Origin of the sequence: Sulfitobacter sp. W074, assembly GCF_025142275.1 — a bacterium.
GTDB lineage: Bacteria > Pseudomonadota > Alphaproteobacteria > Rhodobacterales > Rhodobacteraceae > Sulfitobacter > Sulfitobacter profundi.
Window position 1 is genome coordinate 3,176,238 of record NZ_CP081130.1, and the last position, 25,785, is coordinate 3,202,022.

General features: G+C 61.7%; 29 protein-coding genes. 11 read left to right on the forward strand and 18 right to left on the reverse strand.

The genetic code is table 11. The annotated features are described in order from the left end of the window. Positions 1 to 26 precede the first annotated feature (26 nt). The 4 genes from K3762_RS15785 (at position 27) to K3762_RS15800 (ending at position 2,654) form a co-directional block, all read left to right on the forward strand. Positions 27 to 233 carry a twin transmembrane helix small protein gene (locus K3762_RS15785; protein ID WP_067623948.1) on the forward strand — a complete coding sequence of 69 codons (207 nt, stop codon included), beginning with the start codon at positions 27 to 29 and terminating at the stop codon, positions 231 to 233. After that, complete coding sequence (locus K3762_RS15790; protein WP_132443749.1) at positions 233 to 808, forward strand: cob(I)yrinic acid a,c-diamide adenosyltransferase; 576 nt, start codon at positions 233 to 235, stop codon at positions 806 to 808. The genes K3762_RS15785 and K3762_RS15790 overlap by 1 nt, the downstream gene beginning before the upstream one ends. Before the next feature lie 161 nt (positions 809 to 969). Beyond that, a complete protein-coding gene (locus tag K3762_RS15795; RefSeq protein ID WP_132443750.1) occupies positions 970 to 1,728 on the forward strand; it encodes an electron transfer flavoprotein subunit beta/FixA family protein in 759 nt (252 codons plus the stop codon). Next, complete coding sequence (locus K3762_RS15800; protein WP_132443751.1) at positions 1,728 to 2,654, forward strand: electron transfer flavoprotein subunit alpha/FixB family protein; 927 nt, start codon at positions 1,728 to 1,730, stop codon at positions 2,652 to 2,654. Before K3762_RS15795 ends, K3762_RS15800 begins: the two co-directional genes overlap by 1 nt. A 76-nt stretch (positions 2,655 to 2,730) precedes the next feature. Here the strand turns inward: K3762_RS15800 and K3762_RS15805 are convergent, their stop codons facing one another. Then, entirely contained in the window at positions 2,731 to 3,564 is an 834-nt protein-coding gene (locus K3762_RS15805) for a DUF6473 family protein (protein WP_120351886.1), read from the reverse strand. Between the two features lie 157 nt (positions 3,565 to 3,721). Between K3762_RS15805 and K3762_RS15810 the strand changes: the two genes are divergently transcribed. Beyond that, positions 3,722 to 4,597 carry a 3-hydroxybutyryl-CoA dehydrogenase gene (locus K3762_RS15810; protein ID WP_067623959.1) on the forward strand — a complete coding sequence of 292 codons (876 nt, stop codon included), beginning with the start codon at positions 3,722 to 3,724 and terminating at the stop codon, positions 4,595 to 4,597. Between the two features lie 79 nt (positions 4,598 to 4,676). Here K3762_RS15810 and K3762_RS15815 read toward each other — a convergent pair whose 3' ends face one another. Genes K3762_RS15815 through K3762_RS15845 form a run of 7 tightly spaced genes read right to left on the reverse strand, consistent with a single transcriptional unit; the run spans position 4,677 to position 10,055 of the window. Further along, entirely contained in the window at positions 4,677 to 5,561 is an 885-nt protein-coding gene (locus K3762_RS15815; RefSeq protein WP_132443752.1) for a lysophospholipid acyltransferase family protein, read from the reverse strand. Positions 5,562 to 5,595: 34 nt separating this feature from the next. Further along, positions 5,596 to 5,865, reverse strand: a complete 270-nt coding sequence (locus K3762_RS15820) for an HPr family phosphocarrier protein (protein ID WP_067623964.1) — start codon at positions 5,863 to 5,865, stop codon at positions 5,596 to 5,598. A 16-nt stretch (positions 5,866 to 5,881) separates the two neighbouring features. Next, positions 5,882 to 6,274, reverse strand: coding sequence for a PTS sugar transporter subunit IIA (locus K3762_RS15825; protein ID WP_120351889.1), 393 nt, complete (start codon positions 6,272 to 6,274; stop codon positions 5,882 to 5,884). Next, positions 6,271 to 7,176 (reverse strand): RNase adapter RapZ, encoded by a 906-nt coding sequence (rapZ, locus tag K3762_RS15830; RefSeq protein ID WP_132443754.1) that lies wholly within the window; start codon positions 7,174 to 7,176, stop codon positions 6,271 to 6,273. Before rapZ ends, K3762_RS15825 begins: the two co-directional genes overlap by 4 nt. Further along, on the reverse strand, positions 7,173 to 7,601 hold the full coding sequence (locus K3762_RS15835) for an HPr kinase/phosphorylase (RefSeq protein ID WP_132443755.1): 429 nt from the start codon (positions 7,599 to 7,601) through the stop codon (positions 7,173 to 7,175). The genes rapZ and K3762_RS15835 overlap by 4 nt, the downstream gene beginning before the upstream one ends. Before the next feature lie 21 nt (positions 7,602 to 7,622). Further along, complete coding sequence (locus K3762_RS15840) at positions 7,623 to 9,311, reverse strand: sensor histidine kinase (protein WP_260010470.1); 1,689 nt, start codon at positions 9,309 to 9,311, stop codon at positions 7,623 to 7,625. A 42-nt stretch (positions 9,312 to 9,353) separates the two neighbouring features. Then, entirely contained in the window at positions 9,354 to 10,055 is a 702-nt protein-coding gene (locus K3762_RS15845) for a response regulator transcription factor (RefSeq protein ID WP_067260621.1), read from the reverse strand. Between the two features lie 379 nt (positions 10,056 to 10,434). On the opposite strand from K3762_RS15845, the gene K3762_RS15850 reads away from it, so the two are divergent. Continuing rightward, the gene (locus K3762_RS15850) at positions 10,435 to 12,033 is read left to right on the forward strand and encodes a phosphoenolpyruvate carboxykinase (RefSeq protein ID WP_120351893.1); all 1,599 of its coding nucleotides are present in this window, start codon (positions 10,435 to 10,437) and stop codon (positions 12,031 to 12,033) included. Positions 12,034 to 12,109: 76 nt separating this feature from the next. Here K3762_RS15850 and K3762_RS15855 read toward each other — a convergent pair whose 3' ends face one another. After that, positions 12,110 to 13,018: a LysR family transcriptional regulator gene (locus K3762_RS15855; RefSeq protein ID WP_260010472.1), complete on the reverse strand. Its 909-nt coding sequence runs from the start codon at positions 13,016 to 13,018 to the stop codon at positions 12,110 to 12,112. Between the two features lie 164 nt (positions 13,019 to 13,182). Here K3762_RS15855 and K3762_RS15860 point away from each other — a divergent pair, with 164 nt between their 5' ends. Beyond that, positions 13,183 to 13,539: a helix-turn-helix domain-containing protein gene (locus K3762_RS15860; protein WP_120351895.1), complete on the forward strand. Its 357-nt coding sequence runs from the start codon at positions 13,183 to 13,185 to the stop codon at positions 13,537 to 13,539. Between the two features lie 135 nt (positions 13,540 to 13,674). On the opposite strand, the gene smc is transcribed toward K3762_RS15860, so the two are convergent. The 7 genes from smc to K3762_RS15895 all read right to left on the reverse strand — a co-directional run bounded on the left by smc (position 13,675) and on the right by K3762_RS15895 (position 20,381). After that, positions 13,675 to 17,130, reverse strand: a complete 3,456-nt coding sequence (smc, locus tag K3762_RS15865; RefSeq protein ID WP_260010475.1) for a chromosome segregation protein SMC — start codon at positions 17,128 to 17,130, stop codon at positions 13,675 to 13,677. Positions 17,131 to 17,368: 238 nt separating this feature from the next. After that, complete coding sequence (locus K3762_RS15870) at positions 17,369 to 17,659, reverse strand: hypothetical protein (protein WP_132443757.1); 291 nt, start codon at positions 17,657 to 17,659, stop codon at positions 17,369 to 17,371. 95 nt (positions 17,660 to 17,754) lie between these two features. Next, positions 17,755 to 18,315, reverse strand: a complete 561-nt coding sequence (locus K3762_RS15875; RefSeq protein ID WP_120352287.1) for a F0F1 ATP synthase subunit B — start codon at positions 18,313 to 18,315, stop codon at positions 17,755 to 17,757. Positions 18,316 to 18,330: 15 nt separating this feature from the next. Then, complete coding sequence (locus K3762_RS15880) at positions 18,331 to 18,888, reverse strand: F0F1 ATP synthase subunit B' (RefSeq protein ID WP_132443758.1); 558 nt, start codon at positions 18,886 to 18,888, stop codon at positions 18,331 to 18,333. 90 nt (positions 18,889 to 18,978) lie between these two features. Next, on the reverse strand, positions 18,979 to 19,203 hold the full coding sequence (locus K3762_RS15885; RefSeq protein WP_007118046.1) for a F0F1 ATP synthase subunit C: 225 nt from the start codon (positions 19,201 to 19,203) through the stop codon (positions 18,979 to 18,981). A 64-nt stretch (positions 19,204 to 19,267) separates the two neighbouring features. Continuing rightward, entirely contained in the window at positions 19,268 to 20,029 is a 762-nt protein-coding gene (locus K3762_RS15890) for a F0F1 ATP synthase subunit A (protein WP_067937983.1), read from the reverse strand. A 1-nt stretch (position 20,030) separates the two neighbouring features. Then, complete coding sequence (locus K3762_RS15895; RefSeq protein WP_067937324.1) at positions 20,031 to 20,381, reverse strand: AtpZ/AtpI family protein; 351 nt, start codon at positions 20,379 to 20,381, stop codon at positions 20,031 to 20,033. Between the two features lie 240 nt (positions 20,382 to 20,621). On the opposite strand from K3762_RS15895, the gene K3762_RS15900 reads away from it, so the two are divergent. Further along, complete coding sequence (locus tag K3762_RS15900) at positions 20,622 to 20,978, forward strand: helix-turn-helix transcriptional regulator (RefSeq protein ID WP_067627198.1); 357 nt, start codon at positions 20,622 to 20,624, stop codon at positions 20,976 to 20,978. A gap of 196 nt (positions 20,979 to 21,174) precedes the next feature. Here K3762_RS15900 and K3762_RS15905 read toward each other — a convergent pair whose 3' ends face one another. Both K3762_RS15905 and K3762_RS15910 read right to left on the reverse strand, forming a co-directional pair. Continuing rightward, positions 21,175 to 22,101: a DMT family transporter gene (locus tag K3762_RS15905; RefSeq protein ID WP_260010486.1), complete on the reverse strand. Its 927-nt coding sequence runs from the start codon at positions 22,099 to 22,101 to the stop codon at positions 21,175 to 21,177. After that, positions 22,089 to 22,976: a LysR family transcriptional regulator gene (locus K3762_RS15910; protein ID WP_067627196.1), complete on the reverse strand. Its 888-nt coding sequence runs from the start codon at positions 22,974 to 22,976 to the stop codon at positions 22,089 to 22,091. Before K3762_RS15910 ends, K3762_RS15905 begins: the two co-directional genes overlap by 13 nt. Before the next feature lie 126 nt (positions 22,977 to 23,102). On the opposite strand from K3762_RS15910, the gene K3762_RS15915 reads away from it, so the two are divergent. The 3 genes from K3762_RS15915 to K3762_RS15925 all read left to right on the forward strand — a co-directional run bounded on the left by K3762_RS15915 (position 23,103) and on the right by K3762_RS15925 (position 25,769). Continuing rightward, positions 23,103 to 23,687, forward strand: coding sequence for an FMN-dependent NADH-azoreductase (locus K3762_RS15915; protein ID WP_260010495.1), 585 nt, complete (start codon positions 23,103 to 23,105; stop codon positions 23,685 to 23,687). A gap of 265 nt (positions 23,688 to 23,952) precedes the next feature. Then, the gene (gene ffh, locus K3762_RS15920; RefSeq protein ID WP_120351901.1) at positions 23,953 to 25,464 is read left to right on the forward strand and encodes a signal recognition particle protein; all 1,512 of its coding nucleotides are present in this window, start codon (positions 23,953 to 23,955) and stop codon (positions 25,462 to 25,464) included. After that, positions 25,461 to 25,769, forward strand: a complete 309-nt coding sequence (locus K3762_RS15925; RefSeq protein ID WP_120351902.1) for a chorismate mutase — start codon at positions 25,461 to 25,463, stop codon at positions 25,767 to 25,769. Before ffh ends, K3762_RS15925 begins: the two co-directional genes overlap by 4 nt. Positions 25,770 to 25,785: the final 16 nt, after the last annotated feature.

Here is a 25,785-nt window from a genome sequence, read left to right on the forward strand (position 1 = left end):
ATCTCGGGGCAACGAAAGGACAGCCCATGCCAAATGATCCGTTTTTCGTGATCGTCCTGCTTTCCGTCGTGGCGGTCGCCGTTGTGCTCCTGATGGGGCTGGGCGGCTTTGCCACGGGGGGAAAATTCAACAAACGCAACGCCAACAAACTGATGCGCTGGCGGATCATCGCGCAGTTCATCGCCGTGCTGCTGATCCTCGCCTATGTCTATTTCCGAGGGGGCACGATCTGATGGTTGTACTGAACAAGATTTACACCCGCACCGGGGACAAGGGCACGACCGCGCTTGGCAATGGCGAACGTGTCGCCAAACATGACGCGCGGGTCGAGGCCTATGGCACCTCGGATGAGTTGAACTGCTTTGTCGGCGTTGCCCGGCTTGAAGCCACCGGCGCCACGGACGAAGCACTGGCCCGCATCCAGAACGACCTTTTTGATCTGGGCGCCGACCTTTGCCGCCCCGATATGGAGGCCGACCGCGATGCAGAATACCCGCCCCTGCGGGTCACGCAAGAACAGGTTGACCGGCTTGAACGCGAGATCGACGTGATGAACACCGAGTTGGAGCCGCTACGGAGCTTCATCCTGCCCGGTGGCCGCGCGCTGGCCGCACATCTGCATGTTTGCCGCACCGTGGCGCGCCGCGCCGAACGGCTGGCGGTTCTGCTGTCAGAGCAAACGGCGATCAACCCGGCCTGTGTCACCTATCTGAACCGTCTCAGCGATTGGTTCTTCGTCGCCGCGCGTATGGCCAATAACGCGGGCAAGGAAGACGTGCTCTGGGTGCCGGGCGCGAACCGCGCATAAAATAGCGCTAACAGACAAAAATCGGGGAAAACGCCGCGTTCAAAACTGCCGACCTGCCGATTTTGGCCTGTTTTGATCCGATCCGCTTCGTTACACCCGTGTGGAGAATTAGGGAGACCGGGCCACCAGCCCGCGTCACAAACTGAGGAGAGAGACCGCTCATGAAGGTACTGGTGCCTGTCAAACGCGTGATCGACTATAACGTGAAAGTTCGCGTCAAAGCGGATGGATCGGGTGTTGATCTTGCCAATGTGAAAATGTCGATGAACCCGTTTGACGAAATTGCCGTCGAACAGGCCATCCGCCTGAAAGAAGCCGGTCAGGCCGAAGAGATCGTCGCGGTCTCCATCGGTGTGAAACAGGCGCAGGAAACCCTGCGCACGGCGCTGGCGATGGGCGCGGACCGCGCGATCCTCGTGATTGCTTCGGACGATGTGCACAAGGACATCGAGCCGCTGGCCGTCGCCAAGATCCTGAAAGCGATCGTCGACGAAGAACAGCCGGGCCTCGTGCTCTGCGGCAAACAGGCGATCGACAACGACATGAACGCCACCGGGCAGATGCTCTCGGCGCTGATGGGTTGGTCTCAGGCAACATTTGCCTCCGAGATCGCCATTGAAGGCGACAAGGCCAAAGTGACCCGCGAAGTCGACGGCGGCCTGCAGACCATCGAGGTTACCATGCCGACCGTTGTCACCGTGGACCTGCGCCTCAACGAGCCGCGCTATGCCTCGCTGCCCAACATCATGAAGGCCAAGAAAAAGCCGCTGGATGAGAAAACCGCCGAAGATTACGGCGTCGATGTCTCCAACCGCTTGGAAATCGTCAAAACCGTCGAGCCTGCCGAGCGTGCCGCTGGCATCAAGGTTGGTTCGGTTGACGAGCTTGTGGCGAAACTCAAAGAAGCGGGGGCTGTGTAATGGCTGTTCTTCTGATTGCCGAAATCTCTGATGGTGAATTGTCGATGGACGCCACCGCCAAGGCGGTAACGGCGGCCAAGAAATTGGGCGACGTGACCATTCTGGCGGCGGGCAGCTCTGCCGCGGCGGCAGGCGAAGCGGCGGCCAAGATCGATGGCGTCTCCAAGGTGCTGGTCGCCGAAGACGAGATGCTGGGCCACCGTCTGGCCGAAGCCACCGCAGCACTGATCGTGTCGCTGGCTGGTGACTACGACCACATCGTCGCGCCCGCCACCACGGATGCCAAGAACATCATGCCCCGCGTCGCGGCCCTGCTTGATGTCATGGTGATTTCGGATGCTTCGGGCGTTGTCGACGCCGACACATTCGAGCGCCCGATCTATGCGGGCAACGCGGTGCAGACCGTGAAGTCGAACGACGCCAAGAAAGTCATCACCTTCCGCACATCGACCTTCGATGCCGCGGGTGAAGGCGGCTCTGCTTCGGTCGAGACCATCTCGGCTGCCGACAACCCCGGCCTGTCCACATGGGTCGAAGACAAGGTCGCCGAATCGGACCGCCCCGAGCTGACAAGCGCAGGCGTGGTGGTTTCCGGTGGTCGTGGCGTCGGCTCCGAAGAGGACTTCGCCCTGATCGAAAAACTGGCCGACAAACTTGGCGCGGCTGTTGGCGCCTCGCGCGCGGCAGTTGATTCGGGCTATGCCCCGAACGATTGGCAGGTTGGTCAGACTGGTAAAGTTGTGGCTCCTGACCTCTATATTGCGGTCGGCATCTCCGGTGCGATCCAGCACCTTGCGGGGATGAAGGACTCCAAGATCATCGTCGCGATCAACAAAGACGAAGAATCGCCGATCTTCCAAGTTGCCGACTATGGCCTTGTGGCGGACCTTTTCGACGCCGTGCCGGAACTTATCGAAAAGCTGTAAAGCTCTTCACGTGAAACACCAAAGGCCCGCCGTTCTCGGCGGGCCTTTTTCGTTGCATGCGCCTGTACCGGGAGCGTCAGGACATGCTTTGCAGCGCATCGGTCAGGGCGGCGGCGGCATTGGCATGGGCCATCGGGCCCAGCATTTCCGACGCGGCCTGCGCCTCGAATTCGCTGACCACCATGCCAGCGGTCGGCCCGGCAAAGGGGTCTTTGGGAGAGACGACCTCGATCTTGGCCGTGGCATGTAGGGCCACCGCGTCCAACATTTCGCGGGTCACGAACAGCGGATCATGGCCCAACTCCCCGACCGGCTGCTCTGCCTCCGCGACCGGCGGGCGGTCGGCCAACCAAAGCAAAAGCGTGCGCCCCTGTATCTGCCCCAGCATCAAACGCATGCGCGCCAGCCAGGCTTGCTGAAGCTCTGCGCGCACCGCCTCAAACCGCTCGGGCGAGACTTGCATGAGGTGGGTCAGCATGTGGCGGTTGAAGTGGAACTGGGAAAAATCGACCTCGCGGTAGATCGTCTGCAACAGCGCGGAAGCCCCGACAAACCGGTCGTTCCGGCGCCGGTGGACCGAATAGAAACGGTTGGTCATGTTCTGCGCGCCCATGACCTGAACCACCGTCACATCCGCCTGCGAAGCGGCCTGCGCGACGAAAGGATCATGCGCAAAGGCGTCGATCCCCGCGTTGGGAAAACCGAAATTCACACAAGTTTTGCCGATCTCGGCTTCGACCCGCGCGGGAAACGGCTCCTCAATGAATTTGCCATAGGTCTCCGTCCCGCCGAGAAAGGCGATATAGGGCGCCTCCAGCCTGCGGCGGGGGCCGCGAAACATCAGCTTTGAGGTACCATAGCGGCATGGCAAATAGTCCAGAGGCGCTGGCCCCACTGTGTCATAGGTCATTGAACCCACCTTTGTTGTTCACCCAAAGCCAGATTGCACGGTAGGGGCTGCGATTCTGTTAACGGGCGAATTTGCCGTGAGTTTTCGTAAACAGCTGCCCTTGCGGCACCCCCGCCACGCGCCCTATTGTGCGCCGAACTCAAGCAAAGGACAGGCCATGGACATCCAGAAAATCGGTATCGTGGGAGCAGGGCAAATGGGCAACGGGATCGCCCATGTCATGGCGCTGGCGGGCTACGACGTGCTGCTGAACGATGTCAGCGCCGATGCGCTGGCCAAAGCGATGAAAACCGTGACCGGCAATATGGACCGTCAAGTCAGCCGCGAAAAGATCACCGCCGCCGAGCGCGATGCCGCCATGGCGCGCATCACCACGACCCAGACGCTGAGCGATCTGGGCCAGAGCGATCTGGTGATCGAAGCCGCCACGGAACGGGAAACGGTGAAACAGGCGATTTTCGAAGATCTGATCCCGCATCTGAAACCGACGACGATCCTGACCTCGAACACCTCTTCGATCTCGATCACCCGTCTGGCCAGCCGCACCGACCGCCCCGAGAAATTCATGGGCTTTCATTTCATGAACCCCGTGCCGGTGATGCAATTGGTCGAACTGATCCGCGGCATTGCCACGGATAAGGAGACCTATGACGCCTGCAAAGCCGTGGTGGACCGCTTGGGCAAGACCGCCGCCTCGGCCGAGGATTTCCCAGCCTTTATCGTGAACCGCATCCTGATGCCGATGATCAACGAGGCGGTCTATACGCTTTATGAAGGGGTCGGCAACGTCGAGTCGATCGACAGTTCGATGAAGCTGGGGGCCAACCATCCGATGGGCCCTCTGGAACTGGCGGATTTCATCGGTCTGGACACCTGTCTGGCGATCATGAACGTGCTGCATGATGGGCTGGCCGATACGAAATACCGCCCCTGCCCGCTGCTGACCAAATATGTCGAAGCCGGGTGGTTGGGCCGCAAAACGCAGCGCGGGTTCTATGATTACCGGGGCGAGACACCGGTACCGACGCGCTAAGCCGTAAGGGTGTTGGGGGCCCTGCCCCCATCGCGCCATTGGCGCGATTCCCCCGCGGGTATTTTTAAAAGGATGAAGATCAGTTGGTCAGCGCCAGAGTGTGGGCGCGGAGCCAAGCCATGAAGCCGCGCGGGTCGTCGGCCCAGCGGTCGACCTGTTCTTGGGCAAGCGGATGGCCGACGATCGGTCCTTGGGGCTTGTCGCAGGCGTGGGCGATTTCATGCAGCAACAACCCTTGGCGCAGCATCGGGCTGAGTTTGTTCGCGATCTGATAGGCGCGGCTGTTCTGACCGGGGAAGCGCATAGGGACCACCTGCGCACCAGAGCGGCGGATCATCTTGGCGGTGAAAACGTTCCATTCCGCCTCGACCGCGGGGCCCCACCAGCTTTCCGATGCGGCAACGACGCCGGAGGGGAATAGCGCCACAACGCCGCCGTCTTTGAGGTGGGCCATGGCTTTGGCGCGCATTTCAACGCCTTTACGCTGCGCATCCGGGTCGTGCGGGAAAGGCACCGGGATCATGTAGCTGCCGGCCACCTCGTCGATCGACGTGAGCAGCGACCGGGTGAGGATACGGTAGTCGGGGCGCACACGGCCGATGAGATCGGCGAAAATCATGCCGTCGACCATGCCGTGGGGGTGGTTCGCCACGACCACGACCGGCCCTTCTTTGGGGATGCGGTCAAGCTGCTCTTGCGGGGTGGTGAGATCGATGCCCATCGTGTCGAGTGCGGCGCGCCAGAAGGCTTGGCCCGAGGGGGTGCCGCGTTGCTCAAACTTGCGGATCAGGCGCAGGATTTTGAGCTTGCCTGTGAAAAGCTCCATCGCGGAGATCACACGCGCCTTCCATGGGTCATCGAAGGTCGAGGCATAAGACAGGCTGCGGCGGTCGTATTTGGTGAAGGTCACCGTACCGTTACCTGTCTGGGCCGATTTGGCCGCCTGCTTTTGCGCGTCATCCATGGGGTCGGAGGATCCTTTTTCCCGCCCGGCGGGCTTAGTACCCTTCGCCGAACTTATCCGCTACGAGGGCGGTCAAAGCGTCGGCCAAGGCATCGGCATCGGGGCCGGAAGTTTGGACATCAATCGAGGTGCCGCGGGAGGCGCCGAGCATCAACAGCCCCATGATACTGTCGCCTGAGGCCGACATGCCATCCTTGCTGACTTCGGCGCGGGCATCAAAAGCCTCGACCACTTCGACCAATTTGGCGGAGGCGCGCGCGTGCAGGCCTTTTTCGTTTACGATCTTTAAAGAAAATTCGGGCATGACGTACTGGGGCCTTCTAACCTGCGCTGACATTCTGGCTGTCGATATACTTCTTACCAGCTTCGAGTGCGGCACGCACGGCATCGGGCACATCCATATGCCGCGATTTGGCGAGTTTGATCAGCATTGGCAGGTTCGCGCCGTAGATGATCCGACGGTTTTCCGGGCGGCACGCCAAGAGGCTGAGGTTTGAGGGTGATCCGCCGAAAAGATCGGTGACGACCACAACGCCGGCGCCTTGGTCCACCGCATCGGCGGCGGTGCAGATCTCGCGTTCTTTGTCGGCGCGGTCGTGGTCGGCCTCGATCGCGATGGCGCGGACGCCGAATTGGGATCCCACGACATGTTCGATGGCGGCAAGATACTCTTGCGCCAGCCCCCCATGTGCGACGATGACGATCCCGATCACGGCTTATTTTCCTCACGATGCTGACGGTCCAGCTCACGGTGCCTAATTGACACCTGCCAGCCCTGCTCTGCAAGGCGCAAAGCGTGATCTTCCGCCATGGCGACGGAGCGGTGTTGCCCGCCCGTGCAGCCAAATGCGATGGAGATATGCGATTTGCCCTCTTCGCGGTAGGCGGGCAGTAAAAGCAGGCTAAGGTCGAGCACCTTGTCGGCGAATTCTGTGTAGCGTTTATCGCCTGCCACATGGGCCGCGACAGCTGCATCCCGCCCGTCGCCACTGCGCAATTCGGGCACCCAATAGGGGTTTCTAAGGAAACGGCAGTCATGCACCACATCGACGCCGCGCGGCAGGCCGCGTTTGTAGGAAAAGCTCTGCACCGAGACCGTGAGGTGGCGCTGGCCGCCGGGGGCGAACCACTGCTCCACCTCGGCGCGCAGCTCGTGGACGTTGAGCGTGGTCGTGTCGATCAACACATCGGCGCGGGCGCGGATCGGGTGTAGCAGCTCTTGCTCGCGGGTGATGCCGTCAACGGGGCGGTCGGCGGGGGCCAGCGGGTGGCGGCGGCGGGTTTCGGAAAATCGCTGCAACAGCACATCGGGCGCACAGTCGAGATAGAGTAGTTCCGCGCTCCACCCCTGCTCGGCCGACAGGCGGCCCATCAGTTCCAACACACCTTCGGTTGAGAAGTCGCGGTTGCGCGCGTCGATGCCCAAGGCCACCGACTGCGCATCGCCGGGACGGTCAAGCAGCGCGGGCAGCAAACGCAGCGGCAGATTGTCGATCGCCTCAAAGCCCGCATCCTCCAGCACGTTAAGCGCAGAGGAGCGTCCGGCGCCCGAAGGGCCGGTGACAAGGACCAACCGCCGAGTGGCGGGGTCTGTTGATGAGGTCTGACTGATCAATTCGGTTCTTTCACACCTGCTATATACAGATGAATTGCTGCCGCAAAATGAGCGCTATCGCATTTGTGAAAACAGGGCAACGTGACACCCTGTATCAGATGGCTGTGGCGCTCAGGAAAGCGCTGGTGTTCGGTATGGGCCAGATCGACGACAAGGCCCAAGGGCACGGGGCCGTGATCTTCGACCCGCAAGATGCCCACGTAACGCGCCTCGATCAGGCCGCGGATCGTGTCAGGAACGCTGGCGATCACCTGCTCGCCATGGCGGGTGACATCGGTTCGGTCATCTGCCACCAGCGTGGCGCCGAGGGCCATCAATTGCAAGGCAAGGGCCGATTTGCCCGCGCCGGAGGGGCCGAGGATCAGCACCCCACGCCCGTTGATCGCCACGCAGCTGGCGTGGAGGTTTTCGCGCTCGACTGTCATATCAGGCCCCGCGCCCGTGCTTTATGTAGGCAGCCCCACGACAAAACGCGCGCCGAGCGGTTCGGAGGTGATGTCGGCTTCGGTTGGGCGAATATTCTCGGCCCAGATCACGCCGCCGTGGGCTTCGACGATCTGTTTCGAAATCGCGAGGCCGAGACCTGAGTTATTGCCGAAATGCTCTTCCGGGCGCTGCGAATAGAAGCGTTTGAAAATCTTGCCAAGCGCCTGTTCGGGAATGCCGGGGCCGGTGTCCTCGACCACGATCAGCACGCGGTTGGCACGCTTGCGCGCCCAGACCCGGATCGCATCGCCATCTTCGCAAAAGGAGATCGCGTTTGTGATGAGGTTCACAAAAACCTGCGCCAAACGGGCCTCAAGCCCATGTACGGTGATCGGCGCGGCGGGCAGATCGGTGATAAAGTCAATGCCCTTGGATTTCGCATCCTCGCCCAGATACTGGCCCAGATTGCCCAGCATTTGCAGCAGGTCGAAGGGCTCTTCCTCTTCCTTAACCAGTTCGGAATCAAGCCGCGAAGCATTGGAGATGTCGCTGACCAGCCGGTCGAGGCGGCGCACGTCATGCTCAATCACATCCAGCAGCTTCTCGCGTTGGTCGTCGCGTTTGACCATGCGCAGGGTGCCGACAGCAGACCGCAGAGAGGCGAGCGGGTTCTTGATCTCATGGGCCACATCGGCGGCGAATTGTTCGTTACCGTCGATCCTGTTGTAAAGCGCCGAGACCATCCCGCGCAGTGCGCCTGACAGGCGGCCGATCTCGTCGGGGCGCGCGGTCAGGTCGGGGATGCGAATGCGGCCGGGGTTCATCTTGCGCGCATCCTTGTCGCGGCCAAGTTCGGCGGCAGTGGACAGTTCGGCCAGCGGGTTGGCAATGGCCGAGGCCAGCACGAGGCTGAGCCCGATAGAGACCAGTGTGGCGATGACGAACATCTGCAAAACGCGCTCACGTTCGCTGCGCACAAGACGGTCAATCTCTCCCGCCGCGCTGGCCACGGCGACCACGCCGACGGGGGTGTCGCCCTGCATGATGGGGGTCACAACGCTGAACAGCGTGCCTCCTTCGATGGCAAGCGTGCCTTCCAGCCGGGTGCCGCCAGTCACGCTGGTGCCGACCATGCCGCGCAACTGTTCTTCGAGCGGCGGGGAGGCGGTGACCTCATCCGTGCCGAAGGGGGCCGAGACCCGCTCCCAAAGCCAGTTCAACCCGTCGTTCAACAGTGTCCGCTCGCCCGCCTCGGAAGCGGCGAGGGCTTCGGCAACGGTGAGGCTGCCAGCGGTGCGGGCCACCAGCGTTTCCGCCGGGTCATAGACGAAAACTTCGATGCCGCCGCGCAGGTCCAGCCCCTCAAGCGTGGCGGCCACGTCGACACCGTCGCCGGTGGTCAGGTTCACAGGTGCGCCTGCGGGAAGCTGCGCTTCGATCACATCGGCGATCAGCTCCGTCTCGGACACCAGCGCCGCGGCGCGTTGTAGCGCCAGACTGTCGCGCGAGGAATTGAGGTAGAGGATCCCCGCCACCAGAACGCTGAGCGCGATGAGATTAAAGGTAATGATCTTGCGTGTCAGCGGCGAGGAGCGGAGCGAGAACAGCCCCCGCCGTTCGCGCTTGACCCGAATTTCATCCGGCGCGGCACTGTCAGGAGTGACCCAATCGTCCCCCAGTACAACATCACCGTCCCTGCCAGCAGTCATGTCCCGCACAAGCTTCCTTTCGACCCGCGTTAAGCGCCGGGTTTACTCTTCGTTATATCTATAGCCGATGCCGTAAAGCGTCTCGATCGCCGAGAATTCATCATCCGCGCTGCGCATCTTTTTGCGCAGGCGCTTGATGTGGCTATCGATCGTCCGGTCATCCACATAGACCTGATCGTCATAGGCCACGTCCATCAGTTGGTCGCGCGACTTCACGAAACCGGGGCGCTGTGCGAGAGCCTGCAACAGCAGGAATTCGGTCACGGTCAGAGACACGTCCTTGCCCTTCCAGCTGACCGCGTGGCGTAACGGGTCCATCCGCAGATCGCCACGTTCCATCACTTTGGTCTCTTCGGTATCGCCCACCTCATTCGTCTCTACCGCGTCCTGGCGGCGCAGAAGGGCGCGAATACGCTCGACCAGCAGGCGCTGGCTGAACGGCTTTTTGACGTAGTCATCGGCCCCCATGCGCAGGCCCAGCACCTCGTCGATCTCATCATCCTTGGAGGTCAAAAAGATCACCGGCATCGCGGTTTTCTGACGCAAACGTTGCAGCAGATCCATGCCGTCCATGCGGGGCATCTTGATGTCCAGCACTGCCATATCCGGCAGTTTCTTGTTGAAGGCGTCCAACGCGGCTTGGCCATCGTTGTAGGTCTCCACTTCGAAGCCTTCAGCTTCAAGAGTCATCGAAACAGATGTCAGGATGTTCCTGTCATCGTCTACCAATGCAATCTTTGACATTGCCTGCTTCCTTATGCTGCTCAATTCGTTCTTATTTTTGGAGTCAGTGATCTCCAATATTACAGATCGAATCAATCCTTAAGTGCGAATCGTGCCTTTGAGATGCACCAATTCGGTCATAATTTGGTTAGGAATGGCTAAATTGCCGCACTTTAATTACTCTCACCCAAGAGAAGACTAGGGCGGTGCGCATCGCTTTGGGCCGGGATCTAAGCGCTTCGAAACAAAGTTTTACATGATGGCGCTAACTGTGACAAAGCTGCCTGTTCAACCTGAAAACGCCCGTGTTAAGAGGCTCTCAAGGCCCCCGATGCCCAGGGCAATTGCGCCCGCTCGGACACGTACTGCGCTGCTCACGCGCTACCACAGGAGACATCATATGACATTTGGACGGGTAAACCCGCAGTTCAGCCTCGAAGATCAACAGATCAGCGGGCTCGGCGATGTCTATTACAACCTGACCGAGCCTGCGCTGGTCGAGGCGGCATTGAAACGGGGCGAAGGCAGCCTCGGCAAAGGCGGTGCCTTTCTGGTGACCACCGGCAAGTTCACAGGCCGGTCGCCCAAAGATAAACATGTGGTCAAAACCGACAGCGTGGCCGACAGCATCTGGTGGGAAAACAACGCCGAGATGTCGCCCGAAGGGTTTGACGCGCTCTATCAAGACATGATCGCTCACATGCAAGGCAATGACTACTTCGTCCAAGACCTCGTTGGCGGTGCCGACCCCAAGCACGCGATCAACGTGCGGATGGTGACGGAACTGGCATGGCACGGCCTCTTTATCCGCACCATGCTGCGCCGCCCCGATGCCGAAGCGCTGCAGGACTTCACCGCCGATTTCACCGTGATCAACTGCCCCAGCTTCCAGGCCGATCCGGCCAAGCACAACTGCCGCAGCGAGACCGTGATCGCGATGAACTTCGACCGCAAGATGATCCTCATCGGCGGCACCGAATACGCGGGCGAAAACAAGAAGTCGGTCTTCACCCTGCTGAACTACCTGCTGCCGGAAAAGGGCATCATGCCGATGCACTGCTCGGCCAACCATGCCACCGGAAACCCCGTTGATACGGCCGTTTTCTTTGGTCTGTCGGGCACCGGCAAAACCACCCTCTCGGCTGACCCTGAGCGCACGTTGATCGGCGACGATGAGCACGGCTGGTCCGACAACGGCACCTTCAACTTCGAAGGCGGCTGCTATGCCAAGACCATCAACCTCAACCCCGAGGCAGAGCCGGAAATCTACGCGACGACCTCCAAGTTCGGCACGGTGATCGAGAATATGGTCTTCGATCCCGACACCTTCGAACTGGACTTCGACGACGACTCGCTCACGGCCAACATGCGCGCCGCCTACCCGCTGCACTATATCTCCAACGCCAGCGAGAAGGCCGTCGGGGGCCACCCCAAGAACATCATCATGCTGACCTGCGATGCCTTCGGTGTGCTGCCTCCGATTGCGCGGCTCAGCCCGGCGCAGGCGATGTACCACTTCCTGTCGGGCTTCACCTCCAAGGTGGCGGGCACCGAGCGTGGCGTGACCGAGCCTGAGCCCACATTCTCCACCTGTTTCGGCGCGCCCTTCATGCCGCGCCGCCCCGAGGTCTACGGCAACCTCCTGCGCGAGAAGATCGCCCAGCATGGTGCCACCTGCTGGCTGGTCAACACCGGCTGGACCGGCGGCGCCTACGGCACCGGCTCGCGGATGCCGATCAAAGCCACCCGCGCTTTGCTGAGTGCCGCGCTTGAGGGGCGTCTGGCAGAGGCTGAATACCGCAAAGACCCGAACTTTGGCTTCGACGTTCCGGTTTCGGTCAACGGCGTCGCCGACATCCTGCTCGACCCGCGCCGCACATGGGACGATCCGGAATCCTATGACCGTCAGGCGGCCAAACTGGTCAAGATGTTCTCGGACAACTTTGAACAATACCTGCCCTATATCGACGACGATGTGAAAGCCGCAGCGATCAGCTAAGCCTTTGCGTTAGCATCCAAAACAGAAAGGGCCGCCTTGATGGGCGGCCCTTTTTGCATCTTGCCCTCAATGTTCGTCAGCCTGCGAATGTTACCTTTGCGTCCAAAGGCATCTCGCGCAGGAAGCTGTCATCAACACCGGCGATATTCACTGAGGTCGACCGGTCCACCGCCGCGATCAGGGCAAAGCTTTTGTCCGGATACCGCCCGGCCATCAGCAGGCGTTTGTAGGCCAAGGGCACCGGCTCGCCACCCTCTTCGCGTGGGATTTGGGTAACCACCTCGTCCAACCGAATGCCACAGGTCGCCTCCACCTCTCGAAAGGGGAAGTTCAGCATATTCTCAAACTCGGGCCCGCCCGGAAACAGCTTCAGTGGCCGTCCGATGCTGCTGCGCGCGTTGGTCCAGCCCCACCACTGCGTGTAGAACGATTTCTCCCCCACTTCGGTACAGATCCATCCATTGGGCGAGTCGCGATACACCAGCACATAGGGGCGCATGGCGCGAAAGGCTTCGCTCTCCAACTCTCCTCGGCTCATGCACCACGCCTGAAGCGCGGCCTGCATCATCGCTGAGCCCCCATCCCAGATCAGTGACAAGGGCTGCTGCTGCTGGTGAAAACTCCATCCGTTCGGCTCTTCGTGCGAAAGGCGCAGCATCCCGTCGGCGTGGCGCGTCTTGCCATCCAGCCACAGCTTGCCCCGGTCAATGATATCGCGCGCTTCGGGCAAGGCCTCCACGCCAGCCTTAGTCAGGGAATAGCGCCGGTTCTCAATGGTGAACAGCGGCGCGCCCATCGCCTCTTCCAATTGCTGGATATGCCGCCGAACCGTTTGCCGCGTGCTTGCCAGTTGAGCGACCGCATGGCTGAGGTTCAGCGTTTGCGCCAAGGTCACGAATGAGCGTATCATCTCGAACAAAAGGGCCGGCGCAGGGTCCTTTTGCGGGGTCGGGGGCACGGGTGCGACCGGCTCAATATCGGACATATGTTGGTTCATAGGCAATGGATGGTACATGAATCATCCGGTAACGCAACATAATCCATCCAGCCAAGGTAAATCGGTTAACCCAAAGGGGCCATATCTAGGCAATTGATCCTCAACACATTGCGGGTAGTGAATGTATTGTACTCAACCTGAGGTATTGAACTATGTCCCACCCTGTAGACGTTCACGTCGGTCGCCGACTCAAGCAGGCCCGCACCCTGCGAAGGCAATCCCAGACCGATGTGGCGCGTGAACTCAAGCTGTCGTTTCAGCAGATCCAGAAGTATGAAATCGGCTCCAACCGGATTGCCGCCAGCCGCCTGCATGAGCTTGCCCGGATACTGAATGTGACCCCCGGCTATTTCTTCGAAGGGCTGGATGACGACCACCCCGAGAACAGCAATGACCCCCACCTTGAGATCGTGAATGCCATCGGCTCCATCAAGGACGATGCGGTAAAGGCCCGAATTCTAACGTTTATTGAGGACGTCTCTGGCGTCACGGTGTCGCGCAAAAGCTGATCGCGGCTCTCTGTCCACGCTAACTACGGCCTCGGCCACGCGGCTTGCAACAGCTTCACGGCAGCACGCAACCCCGCGGCAACCTGATGCGCGCACGCTTTAAGGGCCGGTCCTCGCAACCGGCGTCTCCCACCTTTACGCGACCAGGGTTTCCGCTTTTTTAAGATCGACAGAAACCAACTGGCTGACCCCCTGCTCCGCCATGGTCACCCCAAAGAGCCGGTCCATCCGAGCCATCGTCACCGCATGGTGCGTGATGATCAGGAACCGCGTATCGGTCTGACGGCACATCTCATCCAACAGATCGCAGAACCTGGTCACATTTGCGTCATCAAGCGGCGCGTCGACCTCGTCCAGCACACAGATCGGCGCCGGATTGGCCAAGAACACGGCAAAGATCAGCGCCATCGCGGTCAAGGTCTGCTCCCCGCCCGACAGCAGGCTCAGGGTGCTCAGCTTCTTGCCCGGCGGTTGGCACAGGATCTCCAACCCGGCTTCCAATGGATCATCGCTTTCGACCATCACGAGGTTCGCCTCGCCGCCACCAAAGAGGTGGGTAAACAGCATAGAGAAGTTCGCGTTCACCTGTTCAAAGGCCGTCAGCAGCCGCTCCCGCCCCTCGCGGTTGAGGCCCGCGATCCCGCTGCGCAGGGTCTTGATTGCCTCTTCCAAATCGGCCTTCTCGGTCAGCAGCGCGCCGTGCTCTTCGCGTATCTCTTTGGCGTCATCCTCGGCGCGCAGGTTCACCGCGCCCAAGGAATCCCGCTGCCTTTTGTAACGATTTACGTCCTCTTCCAGCGCGTCCACCGGCGGGGTCTGATCCGCCTCGATGTCCAGCGCATCGCGCAGGGCCTCGGGCGTGACTTGCCGTTCGTCCTGAATACGGTCCGCCGCATGGGTCACCGTCTCACGCGCGGCATCGCTGCGCGCCTCGGCCCGGGCGCGGGCTTCCCGCGCGTCCGAGGCCTGCCGTTCCGCGTCGCGTTCGGCATCCGTCGCCGCCTTCAGCGCAGCTTCGGCGGCGGCCAGCGTGTCGGTCGCATGGGTGCGTCGCGTTTCGGCGGCAGTGATCGCACCTGACAATTCTTTCCGCTTCGCCGCGATTTCCGCCGGCACGGCACCCGCCTCGGCCAACTCCGCCTCAGAGGCGGCTTTGCGTTCAACCAATTCGGCGGTGCGCTTGCCCGCTGTCTCCAACCGGTGCCGCCAGCCGCTGACCTCTTTCGAGACCTCTTGCACCCGGCGTCTGCGGGCTTCGCCTTCGCGGCGCAATTCGTCATGGGCCGAGCGGCGCGACATCATGGTGATCCGAGACGCTTCGACCGTCATGCGGATATCGTCGACGGTCGCACGGGCAGCGGCAAGATCGTCCAAGCCCGCCAAGGTACGTTCGGCGTCCATCACCTCGGCCCGCGCGGTAATCGCGGCCTCCTCATGGCGCTTCACGGCAAGGCCAAGGGATTCCAGACGGCTTTGAACAAGGTTGCGATCCGCCTCCGCCCGGCTCAGGGCGCGCCCCGCTTCGGCCACCTGTCGATCCGCGTCGCGCCGCGCTTCACGGGCACGTTTGTCGGCCTCGGCCTGCTCGGCCAACTGCCGCTGCAGGGTTTCATGCGCGGCCCGTGCCGCATCGGCACGTTCGCTCACCTGTTCCAGCGCCTGTTTCAGAACTTCCAACCGGTTCAACTGCTGCAGGCGCAGGGCCGCAGCCGATGGCGCATCCTCGGCCATGGCTCGGAACCCGTCCCACCGCCAAAGATCACCCTCTGCCGAGACCAGCCGTTGCCCGGGCAGCAACTGCGCCTGAAGCCGCGCGCCCGCCTCAGGATCCACCAGCCCAATCTGGCTCATGCGGCGTTCCAGCACCTTCGGGACCGTGACATGCTGCGTCAGTGGCGTCGCCCCTTCGGGCAGCGGCTGCGCCTCTAGGTAGCCCGGCAAGATCGACCAGCCGGAGGGTCGATCGGTAGCAACTTCCGGCGCGCGCAGGTCATCGGCCAAAGCCGCGCCGAGCGCCTTTTCAAACCCATGTTCGACCTGCAACCGGTCGAGGATCTGCCCGCCTTCCGCCGTGTCGCGTTCGACCAGCTTTGCCAGCGCGCCAACCTCTGCGCGCAGCGCATTGGCCTCGCCCTCGGCCTCGGACCGCTCTGCACGGGCATCGGCTTCGCGCGACTGCGTGTCGGCGCGGGTTTCTTCCGCAGCCAAAAGAGCCGCATCCGCCGCGGCTGAGGCCGTGACTGCGCTCGCCTCGGCCTGCTGGGCCGCTGCAAAATCCACACCAGCTTTGTCGAGGGTCGCTTGGCTTTGAGCGACTGCATCGCGGGCCTTGCGGGCTTCGGCTTCCGACTTCTCCAGCGTTTTGCGGCTGTCCTGAAGCAGACGTTCGGCCGAGCTGTGCCGCGCCGCCAGACGGGCAACATCTTCAGTCTGCTTGGAAAGGTCCGCCTCGCGGGTCTGCAAGACTTCCGCCGCCTCGCGCGCGGCCTCTGCCGCCGCCTCAAGGGCGCTGTCGTGCCCCTCATCGGCTGTGGCAAGCTCGGACGCTTCCCTTTCGAGGCGCTCGATCGTTTCTTCCGCGTCGCGGTTCAGCCCGCCTTCCCGCTCGATATCGCGGGTCAACTGGGTGATGCGGCTGGTCAGGGTGTCGATCAATGACGCGGCACGGGTTTCTTGATCGGCCAGCGTGTCGCGCTGCGTGGTCAGACGTTGCAGAATCGCGGTCGCAATCGCTTCTTCCTCGCGTAAGGCGGGCAAGGCGGCCTCGGCCTCCTCACGCCCTTCGGCCACGCGCCGCACCTGCGCTTCGGCCTCTGCCGTTGCGGCAACACGGGCGCGCAGGTCATCCTCGGCCTTGCCGCGCGCCTCGTCTGCTTCGCGCCAGCGGCGGTAGAGCAACAAGCCCTCGGCGCGGCGCAGTGCTTCGCCAATCTCGCGGTACTTCGCGGCCTGCCGCGCTTGCCGGGCCAGCGTGGCCAATTGAGCGGCCAATTGTTCAACCACATCATCAACACGCGCGAGGTTCTGTTCGGCCCCGTTAAGTTTCAATTCGGCCTCATGGCGGCGCTGGTAGAGCCCCGAGATCCCAGCGGCCTCTTCCAGAATGCGGCGGCGACTTTTCGGCTTGGCGTTGATCAGCTCTGCAATCTGCCCTTGCCGGACCAGCGCCGGGCTATGCGCCCCGGTGGAGGCATCGGCGAAGAGCATCTGCACATCCCGCGCCCGGACATCCTTGCCGTTCACCTTGTAGGCGCTGCCGACATCGCGGGTGATGCGGCGCACGATCTCAAGCGCGTCTTGTTCGTTAAAGCCCGCAGGCGCCAGCCGGTCGCTGTTGTCGAGATGCAGCGCCACTTCGGCAAAGTTACGCGCCGGGCGCGAGGCGGCCCCGGCAAAGATCACGTCTTCCATGCCGCCGCCCCGCATGGCGGTCGGGCGGTTTTCGCCCATGACCCACCGCAAGGCTTCGAGCAGGTTGGATTTGCCACAGCCGTTCGGCCCCACGACCCCGGTCAGCCCGTCTGAAATGACGAGGTCCGTCGGGTCCACGAAGCTTTTGAAGCCGGTTAATCTGAGTTTGGAAAAACGCAAGTTTGCCCTGCCGTGATTGATTCTTGCCTGAGCGGCGAACTTGCCGTTTGGCACGGGTCCGAGTCAATCAAAAGCCCCAAGGGACAGGGGGCGGTCGGCGGTTATCCACAAGATATTGTCGTCTCTCGGCCATTTCCGAGACTGGCCTCCGCCAGCCCCGCCGGATCGGCGCGTGTCGTCATTCTGACGCCGTCCAAGTCACAGCCCGGTGTTCCGCCTCAACCACAGCAAGCGCCCTCTAGTCGCAATCCAACACGCCAACGGCCAGCGCCTGATCGCCCAAGACCTCTTTCACCTCGCAGCCGCTCGCCTGTGCCATCGCACGCCCCGCCCGCCCGCGGATGGGGCCAAAGCGCGGCGCGTATTGGGTGTTCACCCGCACCGCTTCCGCCCGCTCCCCCCGAATGCGCACATCGAACACCGAACCCTCCACGGTGATGCGTTGGGCCGGAAGGCCCCTGAAGTCCCGACTAGGCGCGGTACAAGCCGCAAGGCCGATCACCACCGCAATGATAAGAAGCAAACGCATGGTTTGAGCCTGTCGCGGTTGGGTTAATAAAAGCCTAACGCAAAAGAAAAAGCCCCGGCGAAACCGGGGCTTTCAAAATTCGATGGGGCGCTGGCTTAGTGCAGCTTGGCTTCGACTTGGGCGATGCCATCGTCGATCAGCTTGTTACCCTGTGCAGCGGTCATCTGCTTGGCGATCACATCGCGCGCAGCGGCCACAGCGATCGTCACGGCTTGGTCGCGGACTTCCTTCACAGCGGCGGCCTCGGCCGAGCTGATCTGGTCCTTCGCGGCGGCCATGCGACGGTCAAGCGATTTGGCCATATCCGCCCGTGCCTGTTCGGCAGCAAGACGGGCATCTTCCTTGGCGGAAGACACGATGCGGTCCGCTTGATCCTGCACCTCTTTCTGCTTGCGCTCATAGGAGGCGAGCAAAGTTTGCGCTTCTTCACGCAGGGCGCGGGCTTCTTCCAGCTCGGTCTTGATGCCATCGGCACGTTTATCGAGCATGCCGATCAGCAGCGTCGGAACCTTGAAGTAGATCAGGATCCCGAGGAACAGCAGGAACGCCAGCAACACGATGAAATCGGTGTTGCGCAGCGAAAAGAAAGGCCCCGTGGCGGCAAGCGCTGGCGAAGCCGCAAGACCGGCGAGCAGGGTCGAAAGTGTCAGGCGCATGGATTTGGTCATGGCTTATCCTTTCATCCGCGCGTCGACGGCGGCATCAACGGTTGCAGCATCTGCCGTGCCACCAAGGGCAGCGACGAGCGCTTCTGCGGTGTCCTTGGCAACGGCTTGTACGTTGTCCATGGCGCCCGCGCGAATTTCGGCGATGGCTTTTTCCGATTCCGCCACTTGCGCGGAAATCTCGGCATCGGCCTTGGCCATTTCGGCATCCAAATCAGCCTGCATGTCCGCTTTGGCTTGGGCCACGATCTGCTGTGCCTCGGCACGGGCGTCGATCAGGGCCTTGTCATAGGCGGCTTCGGCTTCCTGTGCCTTGACTTTAAGGTCTTCGGCAGCCGCGATGTCATTGGTGATGGTCCCTTGGCGTTCAGCCAAAACCGCACCGATGCGAGGCAGAGCCACGCGCGACAGGATCAGGTAGGTGGCGATCAGCGCGAGGATCAGCCAGAAAATCTGGTTGCCCCAGTGATCGAAGTTCAGCTGCGGCATGCCCGGCGTTACGGCAGCATGGGTCGCAATGCCGGTCGCGTCGGCCAGCCCGTCGCTGGTTGTTACAGTTGCCATCGTGGCTTCTCCTTGGAAACTTTGCCGTTACAGCCGGGCAGACACGGCGATGCGCGCCTGCCCGCTCGTAAGGATTACAGTTCCGAGAGCTTAGACAGCGAACATCAGCAGCAGAGCGACGAGGAACGAGAAGATCCCCAGAGCTTCTGCAAACGCGATGCCGATGAACAGGGTCGCTGTCTGGCTTGCGGCTGCCGACGGGTTGCGCAGAGCGCCGGACAGGAAGTTGGCGGCAACGTTGCCGACACCCAGGGCTGCGATCCCCGTGCCGAGACCTGCAATGCCTGCGCCGATATGTGCGAGTTGACCTTCCATGGGGGTATCTCCTTACGATTGGAAGTTAAAACTTTGACGGGAAGCCCCGCCGTTGTTGGGGTTGTTAGTGTGCGGGGTGCAGCGCGTCCTTGAGGTACACGCATGTCAGGATGGTAAAGACATAGGCCTGGATAAAGGCCACCAGCACTTCGAGACCGTACATCGCGGTAATCGCGAGCACCGACACCGGAGAGATCACTGCGATGGCAGCGAAACCGGCGAAAACTTTGATAACCGCGTGGCCCGCCATGACGTTACCCGCCAGACGAATGGAGTGGCTAACCGGGCGCACGAAGTAGCTGATCAATTCGATGATCGCCAGCACCGGGCGCAGCGCCAGAGGGGCCGAAGACACCCAGAAGAGGCTCAGGAATGCCGCGCCGTTCTTGACGAAGCCCACGACGGTCACGGTGATGAACACGGCCAGCGCCAGCACCACGGTCACCGAGAAATGCGCGGTGGGGGTAAAGGCTGTCGGGATCAGACCAAGGAAGTTCGCCATGACGATGAACATGAACAGGGTCATGATATAGGGGAAGAACTTCAGCCCTTCTTTGCCGCAGATGTCTTCGACCATCTTGTGGATGAAGCCGTAAGCCAGTTCTGCAACCGATTGCATCCGGCCCGGAACGACCGAGCGGCGCGCGCTGCCCAGAACGAGCATCGCGAAGGTGGCCAGAACCGCCAGCGCCATCCAGAAGGTGGCGTTGGTGATGGTGTACCAAGCAACGGAAGCATCGTCGCTGAAAAGCGGCGATACGATGAACTGGTCCATCGGGTGGAATTCCAGACCGCCTGCTGCGGCACCGTCTATCTCTGTTGCCATCTCAGGCTCCCTCGTCCTTGCCCGAATGGGGCGTATCCTGTTCGGCCGGTTCGGCCTGTTGTTTGCTCTGGATTTCCTCAGCGGTGCGGAGCATCGTCTTCACCCCCGCCGCAAGGCCCAGCATTACAAATAGCACCATGAAAATGGGCAGCGTGCCAAAAAGCACATCAAGCCCGTATCCGATGCCGAAACCGATCCCAAGACCGGCCACAAGTTCGATCACCATCCGCCATGCCATATTGGCCTGAGAATAATGCTCATCCGCTCGGGGCTTGGGTGCGCCGCGTTGTTTCGCAGCCGCCAGTTTGGCCTCAAGCTGCTCCATCTGCTGCCGTTGGTCCGGGCTGGTCACACCAAAATCCCCTTAGGAATATCTGCTGCGGTGCTACTGTCAGGGCGGGTTAGAGTCAACAACCTTGGGCGTAGCAGGTTTTCGCGCCTTTACAGTAGGTTAGCCGGAGCGAGACGGTGGCACCCTTGAAACAGCGCAAGCAAATCCCAGTGAAACCGCGCCGGATGCTTATTCAACCCGGTGGTTAAGTTAGCCGCAATGGCCGCTTTCCCACCCCCGCGCCCCGCGCTATGCAGGCACATGACCCAAGACCTAGATCAGGTGTTTGCCGCCCTTGCGGACCCCACCCGCCGCGCCATCCTCGCGATGCTGCTGGAGGATGATATGGCCGTGACCGACGTGGCCGAGCCGTTCGAGATGTCGCTGGCCGCGATCTCGAAACATCTGGGCGTGCTGACGGCGGCAGGGCTGATCAGTCAGGAAAAGCGGGGCCGTGTGAAGTGGTGCAAACTGGAACCGGATGCCTTGCGGAATGCGTCGGTCTGGATGCAGGGGTTCGGGCAGTTTGAGCCGGTGAACCTTGATGCCTTCGAGCGATTTTTGGAAATCGAACTGCCTGAGACTGCGGAAGGCGTGACGCGCTCAGGGTCTGAGTAGAGTGAGAGTGATCCCCCCTTGCCACGAGGTAAATAAGACAAGGGGAGGATCAATCGACGGTCAGATGACGCCGAATGCAAAACGCAAAATAGCCAATACCACTACGATCAACCCGATCAGGTAAATAATACTACGCATGGTTGTGTCCTTCACTTTGATTTCACGCCCCAACGCGGGATCACGCGGTCCGGTTCCATCAAATCTGCATCTTTTTGAATTTTTGTGATTTTTCCGCGCTGTCGTCGCGGAGCAGCAGGTAAAGCGCCAGAATGGTCAGTAGGACGCCACCCCAAATCAGCCCGCCCGGCAGGGCATTGCCAAAACCCAACTCCCACAGGATCACCCAGCTTGGCGTAAGATAGGTATAGGCCATCACTTTCGCCGAGGGCAGCCGCAGCGCCGCGAATTGCAACAGAACCACCGTGGCCGCCGTGGCAAAGACCGCAACGTATAGGATAGTGATCCAGACCAAGGGCCGAAGCGCACCCCAGTCCGTCGCGCGGATATCCTGCCAGCCGTACAGCCCCAACAGCACCGTTCCCGCCAGCAAGGTGCCAAAGGTGAACATCACCGCGCTCTCGCCTCGGTTCAGCCGCCGCACCATGGGCGTATAAAGTGCGTGACTGATGCAGCCGACGAAATAGATCGCCTCCCCCCGGCCGATGTCGAACGCCAACAGCGCCGCGAGGTCGCCGCGAAAGATCACCCACAGCGCCCCGGCCCCGCCGATCGCCAATGCCAGCGCCATGCGCGGCGTCATGATCTGCCGCACCAATGCCCATGCAAAGCCCGCCGCCATGACCGGGACAAGGGTAAAGACCGCCGCCGCAGCCACCGGCGGCGCGGTCTTCAGCCCTTCGAACATCAACACGAAATAGAGCGTAAAGAGCCCCGCCAACACGAAATAGCGCCAAGGTGCTGCAAAGCCTGCCCGCTTGATATCGCCCCGCCCCCACGCCAGCGCGCCGACCAATACCGCCGCCAAGGCGAACCGAACGGCATTGAGAGCCGTGGGCGTGATCTCATTCGCCACCTGCGCCCCGAGCGAGAATGACCCCGCCACCAGCGCCGAGAAACAGAGCATCGCCAGATGCCCCTGCGCCGAAGCGCTTATTCGGGACATGTGACCGCATCCTCGGCATGTTCCTTCAGGAACCGCAGCACCGCCTGCACCTTACTGGTCCGGTGCAGATCAACATGGGTGACCAACCACAGAGCACTGCTCCAATCCGGGCGCGGGGCATGAATCTCAACCAACTGCGGATCGTTGCGCCCCATGGCGGCGGGCAGCCCACCGATCCCCGCCCCGGCCCGCAAGGCGGCCTCCATCGCCGCGCCGCTGGTGCTGCGCCACGTCACGCTTTCCTCTGGCACCGTGGCCCAGAGCCACTTGTGATAGGGCGCGCGGCTATCGCGGTTATCGGCTGCGATGAAGCGGTGCTTGTGGTAGTCCTCCGGCCCCTGCGGAATGCCGAATTGCGCCACGTAATCCCGGCTCGCATAGGCCCCGACCGCCAGTTGGGCGTAGGGCTGCACCACATTGTCGGGCTGGTCCGGCGCGGCCCCGGCGCGGATGGCGACATGCGCCTCACCATACTCCAGCCGGAACAGGCGATCCCCGATTAGGTAACGCACGACCAACTCAGGGTTCTGGCGCTGAAATTCGCTTAGCAATGGCGCCAGTTGCGGGGCAAGGAAATCAAGCGACGTGATCACCAATTCGCCTGACACGTCACTGCCGCGCCCCTTGATCCGCCCGGCCAATTGGCTGAACTGATCATCCGTGGCCCGCGCCACCCGCAGCAGATCCTCGCCCGCCTCGGTCGCCGTATAGCCGCGCGCGTGACGCTGGAACAACTTCACGCCAAGCCGCCCCTCTAAGGCATCGATATGGCGGATAACGGTGGCATGATGCACGCCCAACACCTCTGCCGCGCCGCTGACGGTGCCAAGCTGCGCGACCTGATAGGCCGTCCTGATCTCATCCCAATTGTCCATGGTTCACCCTGCCTTCCTGACTTGTGCATTTACGAACATGGTCACGCTCATTCTGGCAGTTGCGTTCGGGAGCACAATGCCCAATTCCATGTCATCAGATTGACCCTTGGAACAAGGAGCCGCCAAATGGCCACCCTGCGTATCGAAACATCCGTGAACCGCGAGAACTCTGTCACCCGTAAGCTGACAGACCGCATCATCTCCACCCTCGGCGACAGTGACGTTGTTACCCGCGACATCGCCACCGAGCCCCTGCCGCTGATCGATTCCACGTGGGCCAGCGCCCGCGTGAAACCCGTCGAAGAGCGCAGCACCTTGGATCAAGAAGCCCTCGCCCTCTCCGACGCGCTGGTCGCCGAAGTCCAAGCCGCCGACACCATCGTCATCAGCGCCCCGATCTACAACTTCACCATCCCCGCGTCTTTGAAAGCGTGGATTGACCTGATCGCCCGCGTCGGCGTGACCTTTAACTACACGGCAGAAGGCCCCGTCGGCTTGCTGGAAAACAAGCGCGTGATCGTCGCCTTCGCCTCTGGTGGCACCGGCATCGATTCCGCCGCCGATTTCGCCAGCGGCTATCTGCGCTTCGTGCTGGGTTTCTTGGGCATCACCGATGTGACCTTCGTCGCAGCGGACCAATTGGCCGTTGACGCCGAAGGCACCATCGCCCGCGCCAACGCCCAGATCGACGCGCTGCGCGACGCGGCCTAAGCAGCCTCGCGCTCAGAAACAGCCGCGTCCCATCACCGGGGCGCGGCTTTTGCATGGCGGTACTTTGCCGCCCGCCCTGCCCGGCTTGACTCGCGCCGCGCCAGCGCGTAAACGCCCCTCAATCTCCGGAAGCATTGCCTTCCGGTCCCGGCATGGCGTCGGGATCGCCCCCAGTCAGCGCGTTGCGCCCACTGGGGCATTTGTGCATTTTCGCGCGCGTCCTTAAGTAGGGGCAAGTGCAACCGACCCGAAAGGCCCTGTGCCCATGTTTGAAAATCTCAGCGAACGGCTCTCTGGTGTCTTTGACCGCCTGACCAAACAAGGCGCGCTCAGCGACGAAGATGTCAAAACCGCCCTGCGTGAAGTGCGCGTCGCCCTGCTGGAGGCTGACGTTTCGCTGCCCGTGGCGCGTGATTTTGTCAAAGCGGTGCAGGACAAGGCGACCGGCCAAGCGGTGACCAAATCGGTCACGCCCGGCCAGCAGGTCGTCAAGATCGTCCATGACGCGCTGATCGACGTGCTGAAAGGCGAAGGCGAGCCCGGCGCGCTGAAAATCGACAGCCCGCCCGCCCCGATCCTGATGGTCGGTCTGCAGGGCGGCGGTAAAACCACCTCCACCGCGAAGCTCGCCAAACGCTTGAAGGAGCGTGACGGCAAGCGTGTGCTGATGGCCTCGCTCGACGTGAACCGCCCCGCGGCGATGGAGCAGCTTGCCATCCTCGGCACGCAGATCGGCGTCGACACGCTGCCGATCGTCAAAGGCGAAAGCCCCGTGCAAATCGCCAAACGCGCCAAGACGCAGGCGGGTTTGGGCGGCTATGACGTCTATATGCTCGACACCGCAGGCCGCCTGTCCATCGACGAAGAGTTGATGCAGCAGGTCAAAGCCGTGCGCGACGTGGCCAATCCACGTGAAACATTGCTGGTCGTCGACGGCCTGACCGGCCAAGACGCCGTGCACACCGCTGAGAACTTTGACGAGCGTATCGGCATCACCGGTGTCGTCCTGACCCGGATGGACGGCGATGGCCGTGGCGGTGCGGCGCTCTCGATGCGTGCCGTGACGGGCAAGCCGATCAAATTCGTCGGTCTGGGCGAAAAGATGGACGCGCTCGAAACCTTCGAGCCTGAGCGCATCGCGGGCCGCATCCTTGGCATGGGCGATATCGTCGCGCTGGTCGAGAAGGCCCAAGAAACCATCGAGGCCGAACAGGCCGAGAAGATGATGAAGCGCATGGCCAAAGGTCAGTTCAACATGAACGACCTCAAGATGCAGCTTGAACAGATGATCAAGATGGGCGGCATGCAGGGCATGATGGGCATGATGCCCGGCATGGGGAAAATGGCGAAACAGGTCGAAGACGCTGGTTTTGACGATAAGATCCTCAAGCAGCAGATCGCCCTCATTCAGTCGATGACCAAGAAAGAGCGCGCCAACCCTGCCCTGCTGCAAGCCAGCCGCAAAAAGCGCATCGCACGCGGTGCCGGCATGGAGGTCTCTGACCTCAACAAGCTGATGAAGATGCACCGCCAGATGTCCGACATGATGAAAAAGATGGGCAAAATGGGCAAAGGCGGCATGCTCAAGCAGGCCATGAAAGGCATGATGGGCAAAGGCGGTATGCCCGGCGGCATGGACCCAAGCCAGATGGACCCCAAGGCACTCGAAGCGGCGGCCAAGCAGATGGGCGGCAAGCTGCCCGGCGGTCTGGGCGGCATGGGCGGCGGCGGCATGGGCCTGCCCGGCGGCCTCAGCGGTTTCGGGAAGAAGAAATGACCGACACCACCACAGATACCGCCAGCCGCGCCGCCGAGCTGTTGAAGGGGCACCGCGCCTCGATCGACCGGCTCGATGCGATCCTCGTCTATACCTTGGGCGAGCGGTTCAAACACACACAGGCCGTGGGGAAACTCAAGGCCACACACGACCTTCCCCCGTCCGATCCAGCCCGCGAAGCGGCCCAGATCGCACGGCTCGAAGATTTGGCGAAAGAGGCCGACCTCGACCCCGAATTCGCCAAGAAGTTCCTGAACTTCATCATCGCTGAAGTCATTCAGCACCATAAAAGCCACCAATCGTAAGGCGGGGGTCACCCCC

Coding starts and splice junctions, on each gene's coding strand:
- K3762_RS15890 (WP_067937983.1), bottom strand. CDS start 20,029: ATGGCAACAGAGATAGACGGTGCCGCAGCAGGCGGTCTGGAATTCCAC.
- K3762_RS15900 (WP_067627198.1), top strand. CDS start 20,622: ATGACCCAAGACCTAGATCAGGTGTTTGCCGCCCTTGCGGACCCCACC.
- K3762_RS15795 (WP_132443750.1), top strand. CDS start 970: ATGAAGGTACTGGTGCCTGTCAAACGCGTGATCGACTATAACGTGAAA.
- K3762_RS15875 (WP_120352287.1), bottom strand. CDS start 18,315: ATGCGCCTGACACTTTCGACCCTGCTCGCCGGTCTTGCGGCTTCGCCA.
- K3762_RS15910 (WP_067627196.1), bottom strand. CDS start 22,976: ATGGACAATTGGGATGAGATCAGGACGGCCTATCAGGTCGCGCAGCTT.
- K3762_RS15840 (WP_260010470.1), bottom strand. CDS start 9,311: ATGACTGCTGGCAGGGACGGTGATGTTGTACTGGGGGACGATTGGGTC.
- K3762_RS15820 (WP_067623964.1), bottom strand. CDS start 5,865: ATGCCCGAATTTTCTTTAAAGATCGTAAACGAAAAAGGCCTGCACGCG.
- K3762_RS15835 (WP_132443755.1), bottom strand. CDS start 7,601: ATGACAGTCGAGCGCGAAAACCTCCACGCCAGCTGCGTGGCGATCAAC.
- K3762_RS15800 (WP_132443751.1), top strand. CDS start 1,728: ATGGCTGTTCTTCTGATTGCCGAAATCTCTGATGGTGAATTGTCGATG.
- K3762_RS15905 (WP_260010486.1), bottom strand. CDS start 22,101: ATGTCCCGAATAAGCGCTTCGGCGCAGGGGCATCTGGCGATGCTCTGT.
- K3762_RS15870 (WP_132443757.1), bottom strand. CDS start 17,659: ATGCGTTTGCTTCTTATCATTGCGGTGGTGATCGGCCTTGCGGCTTGT.
- K3762_RS15880 (WP_132443758.1), bottom strand. CDS start 18,888: ATGGCAACTGTAACAACCAGCGACGGGCTGGCCGACGCGACCGGCATT.
- K3762_RS15845 (WP_067260621.1), bottom strand. CDS start 10,055: ATGTCAAAGATTGCATTGGTAGACGATGACAGGAACATCCTGACATCT.
- K3762_RS15805 (WP_120351886.1), bottom strand. CDS start 3,564: ATGACCTATGACACAGTGGGGCCAGCGCCTCTGGACTATTTGCCATGC.
- ffh (WP_120351901.1), top strand. CDS start 23,953: ATGTTTGAAAATCTCAGCGAACGGCTCTCTGGTGTCTTTGACCGCCTG.
- K3762_RS15810 (WP_067623959.1), top strand. CDS start 3,722: ATGGACATCCAGAAAATCGGTATCGTGGGAGCAGGGCAAATGGGCAAC.
- K3762_RS15860 (WP_120351895.1), top strand. CDS start 13,183: ATGTCCCACCCTGTAGACGTTCACGTCGGTCGCCGACTCAAGCAGGCC.
- K3762_RS15785 (WP_067623948.1), top strand. CDS start 27: ATGCCAAATGATCCGTTTTTCGTGATCGTCCTGCTTTCCGTCGTGGCG.
- K3762_RS15815 (WP_132443752.1), bottom strand. CDS start 5,561: ATGGATGACGCGCAAAAGCAGGCGGCCAAATCGGCCCAGACAGGTAAC.
- K3762_RS15855 (WP_260010472.1), bottom strand. CDS start 13,018: ATGTCCGATATTGAGCCGGTCGCACCCGTGCCCCCGACCCCGCAAAAG.
- K3762_RS15925 (WP_120351902.1), top strand. CDS start 25,461: ATGACCGACACCACCACAGATACCGCCAGCCGCGCCGCCGAGCTGTTG.
- K3762_RS15915 (WP_260010495.1), top strand. CDS start 23,103: ATGGCCACCCTGCGTATCGAAACATCCGTGAACCGCGAGAACTCTGTC.
- K3762_RS15885 (WP_007118046.1), bottom strand. CDS start 19,203: ATGGAAGGTCAACTCGCACATATCGGCGCAGGCATTGCAGGTCTCGGC.
- K3762_RS15790 (WP_132443749.1), top strand. CDS start 233: ATGGTTGTACTGAACAAGATTTACACCCGCACCGGGGACAAGGGCACG.
- K3762_RS15850 (WP_120351893.1), top strand. CDS start 10,435: ATGACATTTGGACGGGTAAACCCGCAGTTCAGCCTCGAAGATCAACAG.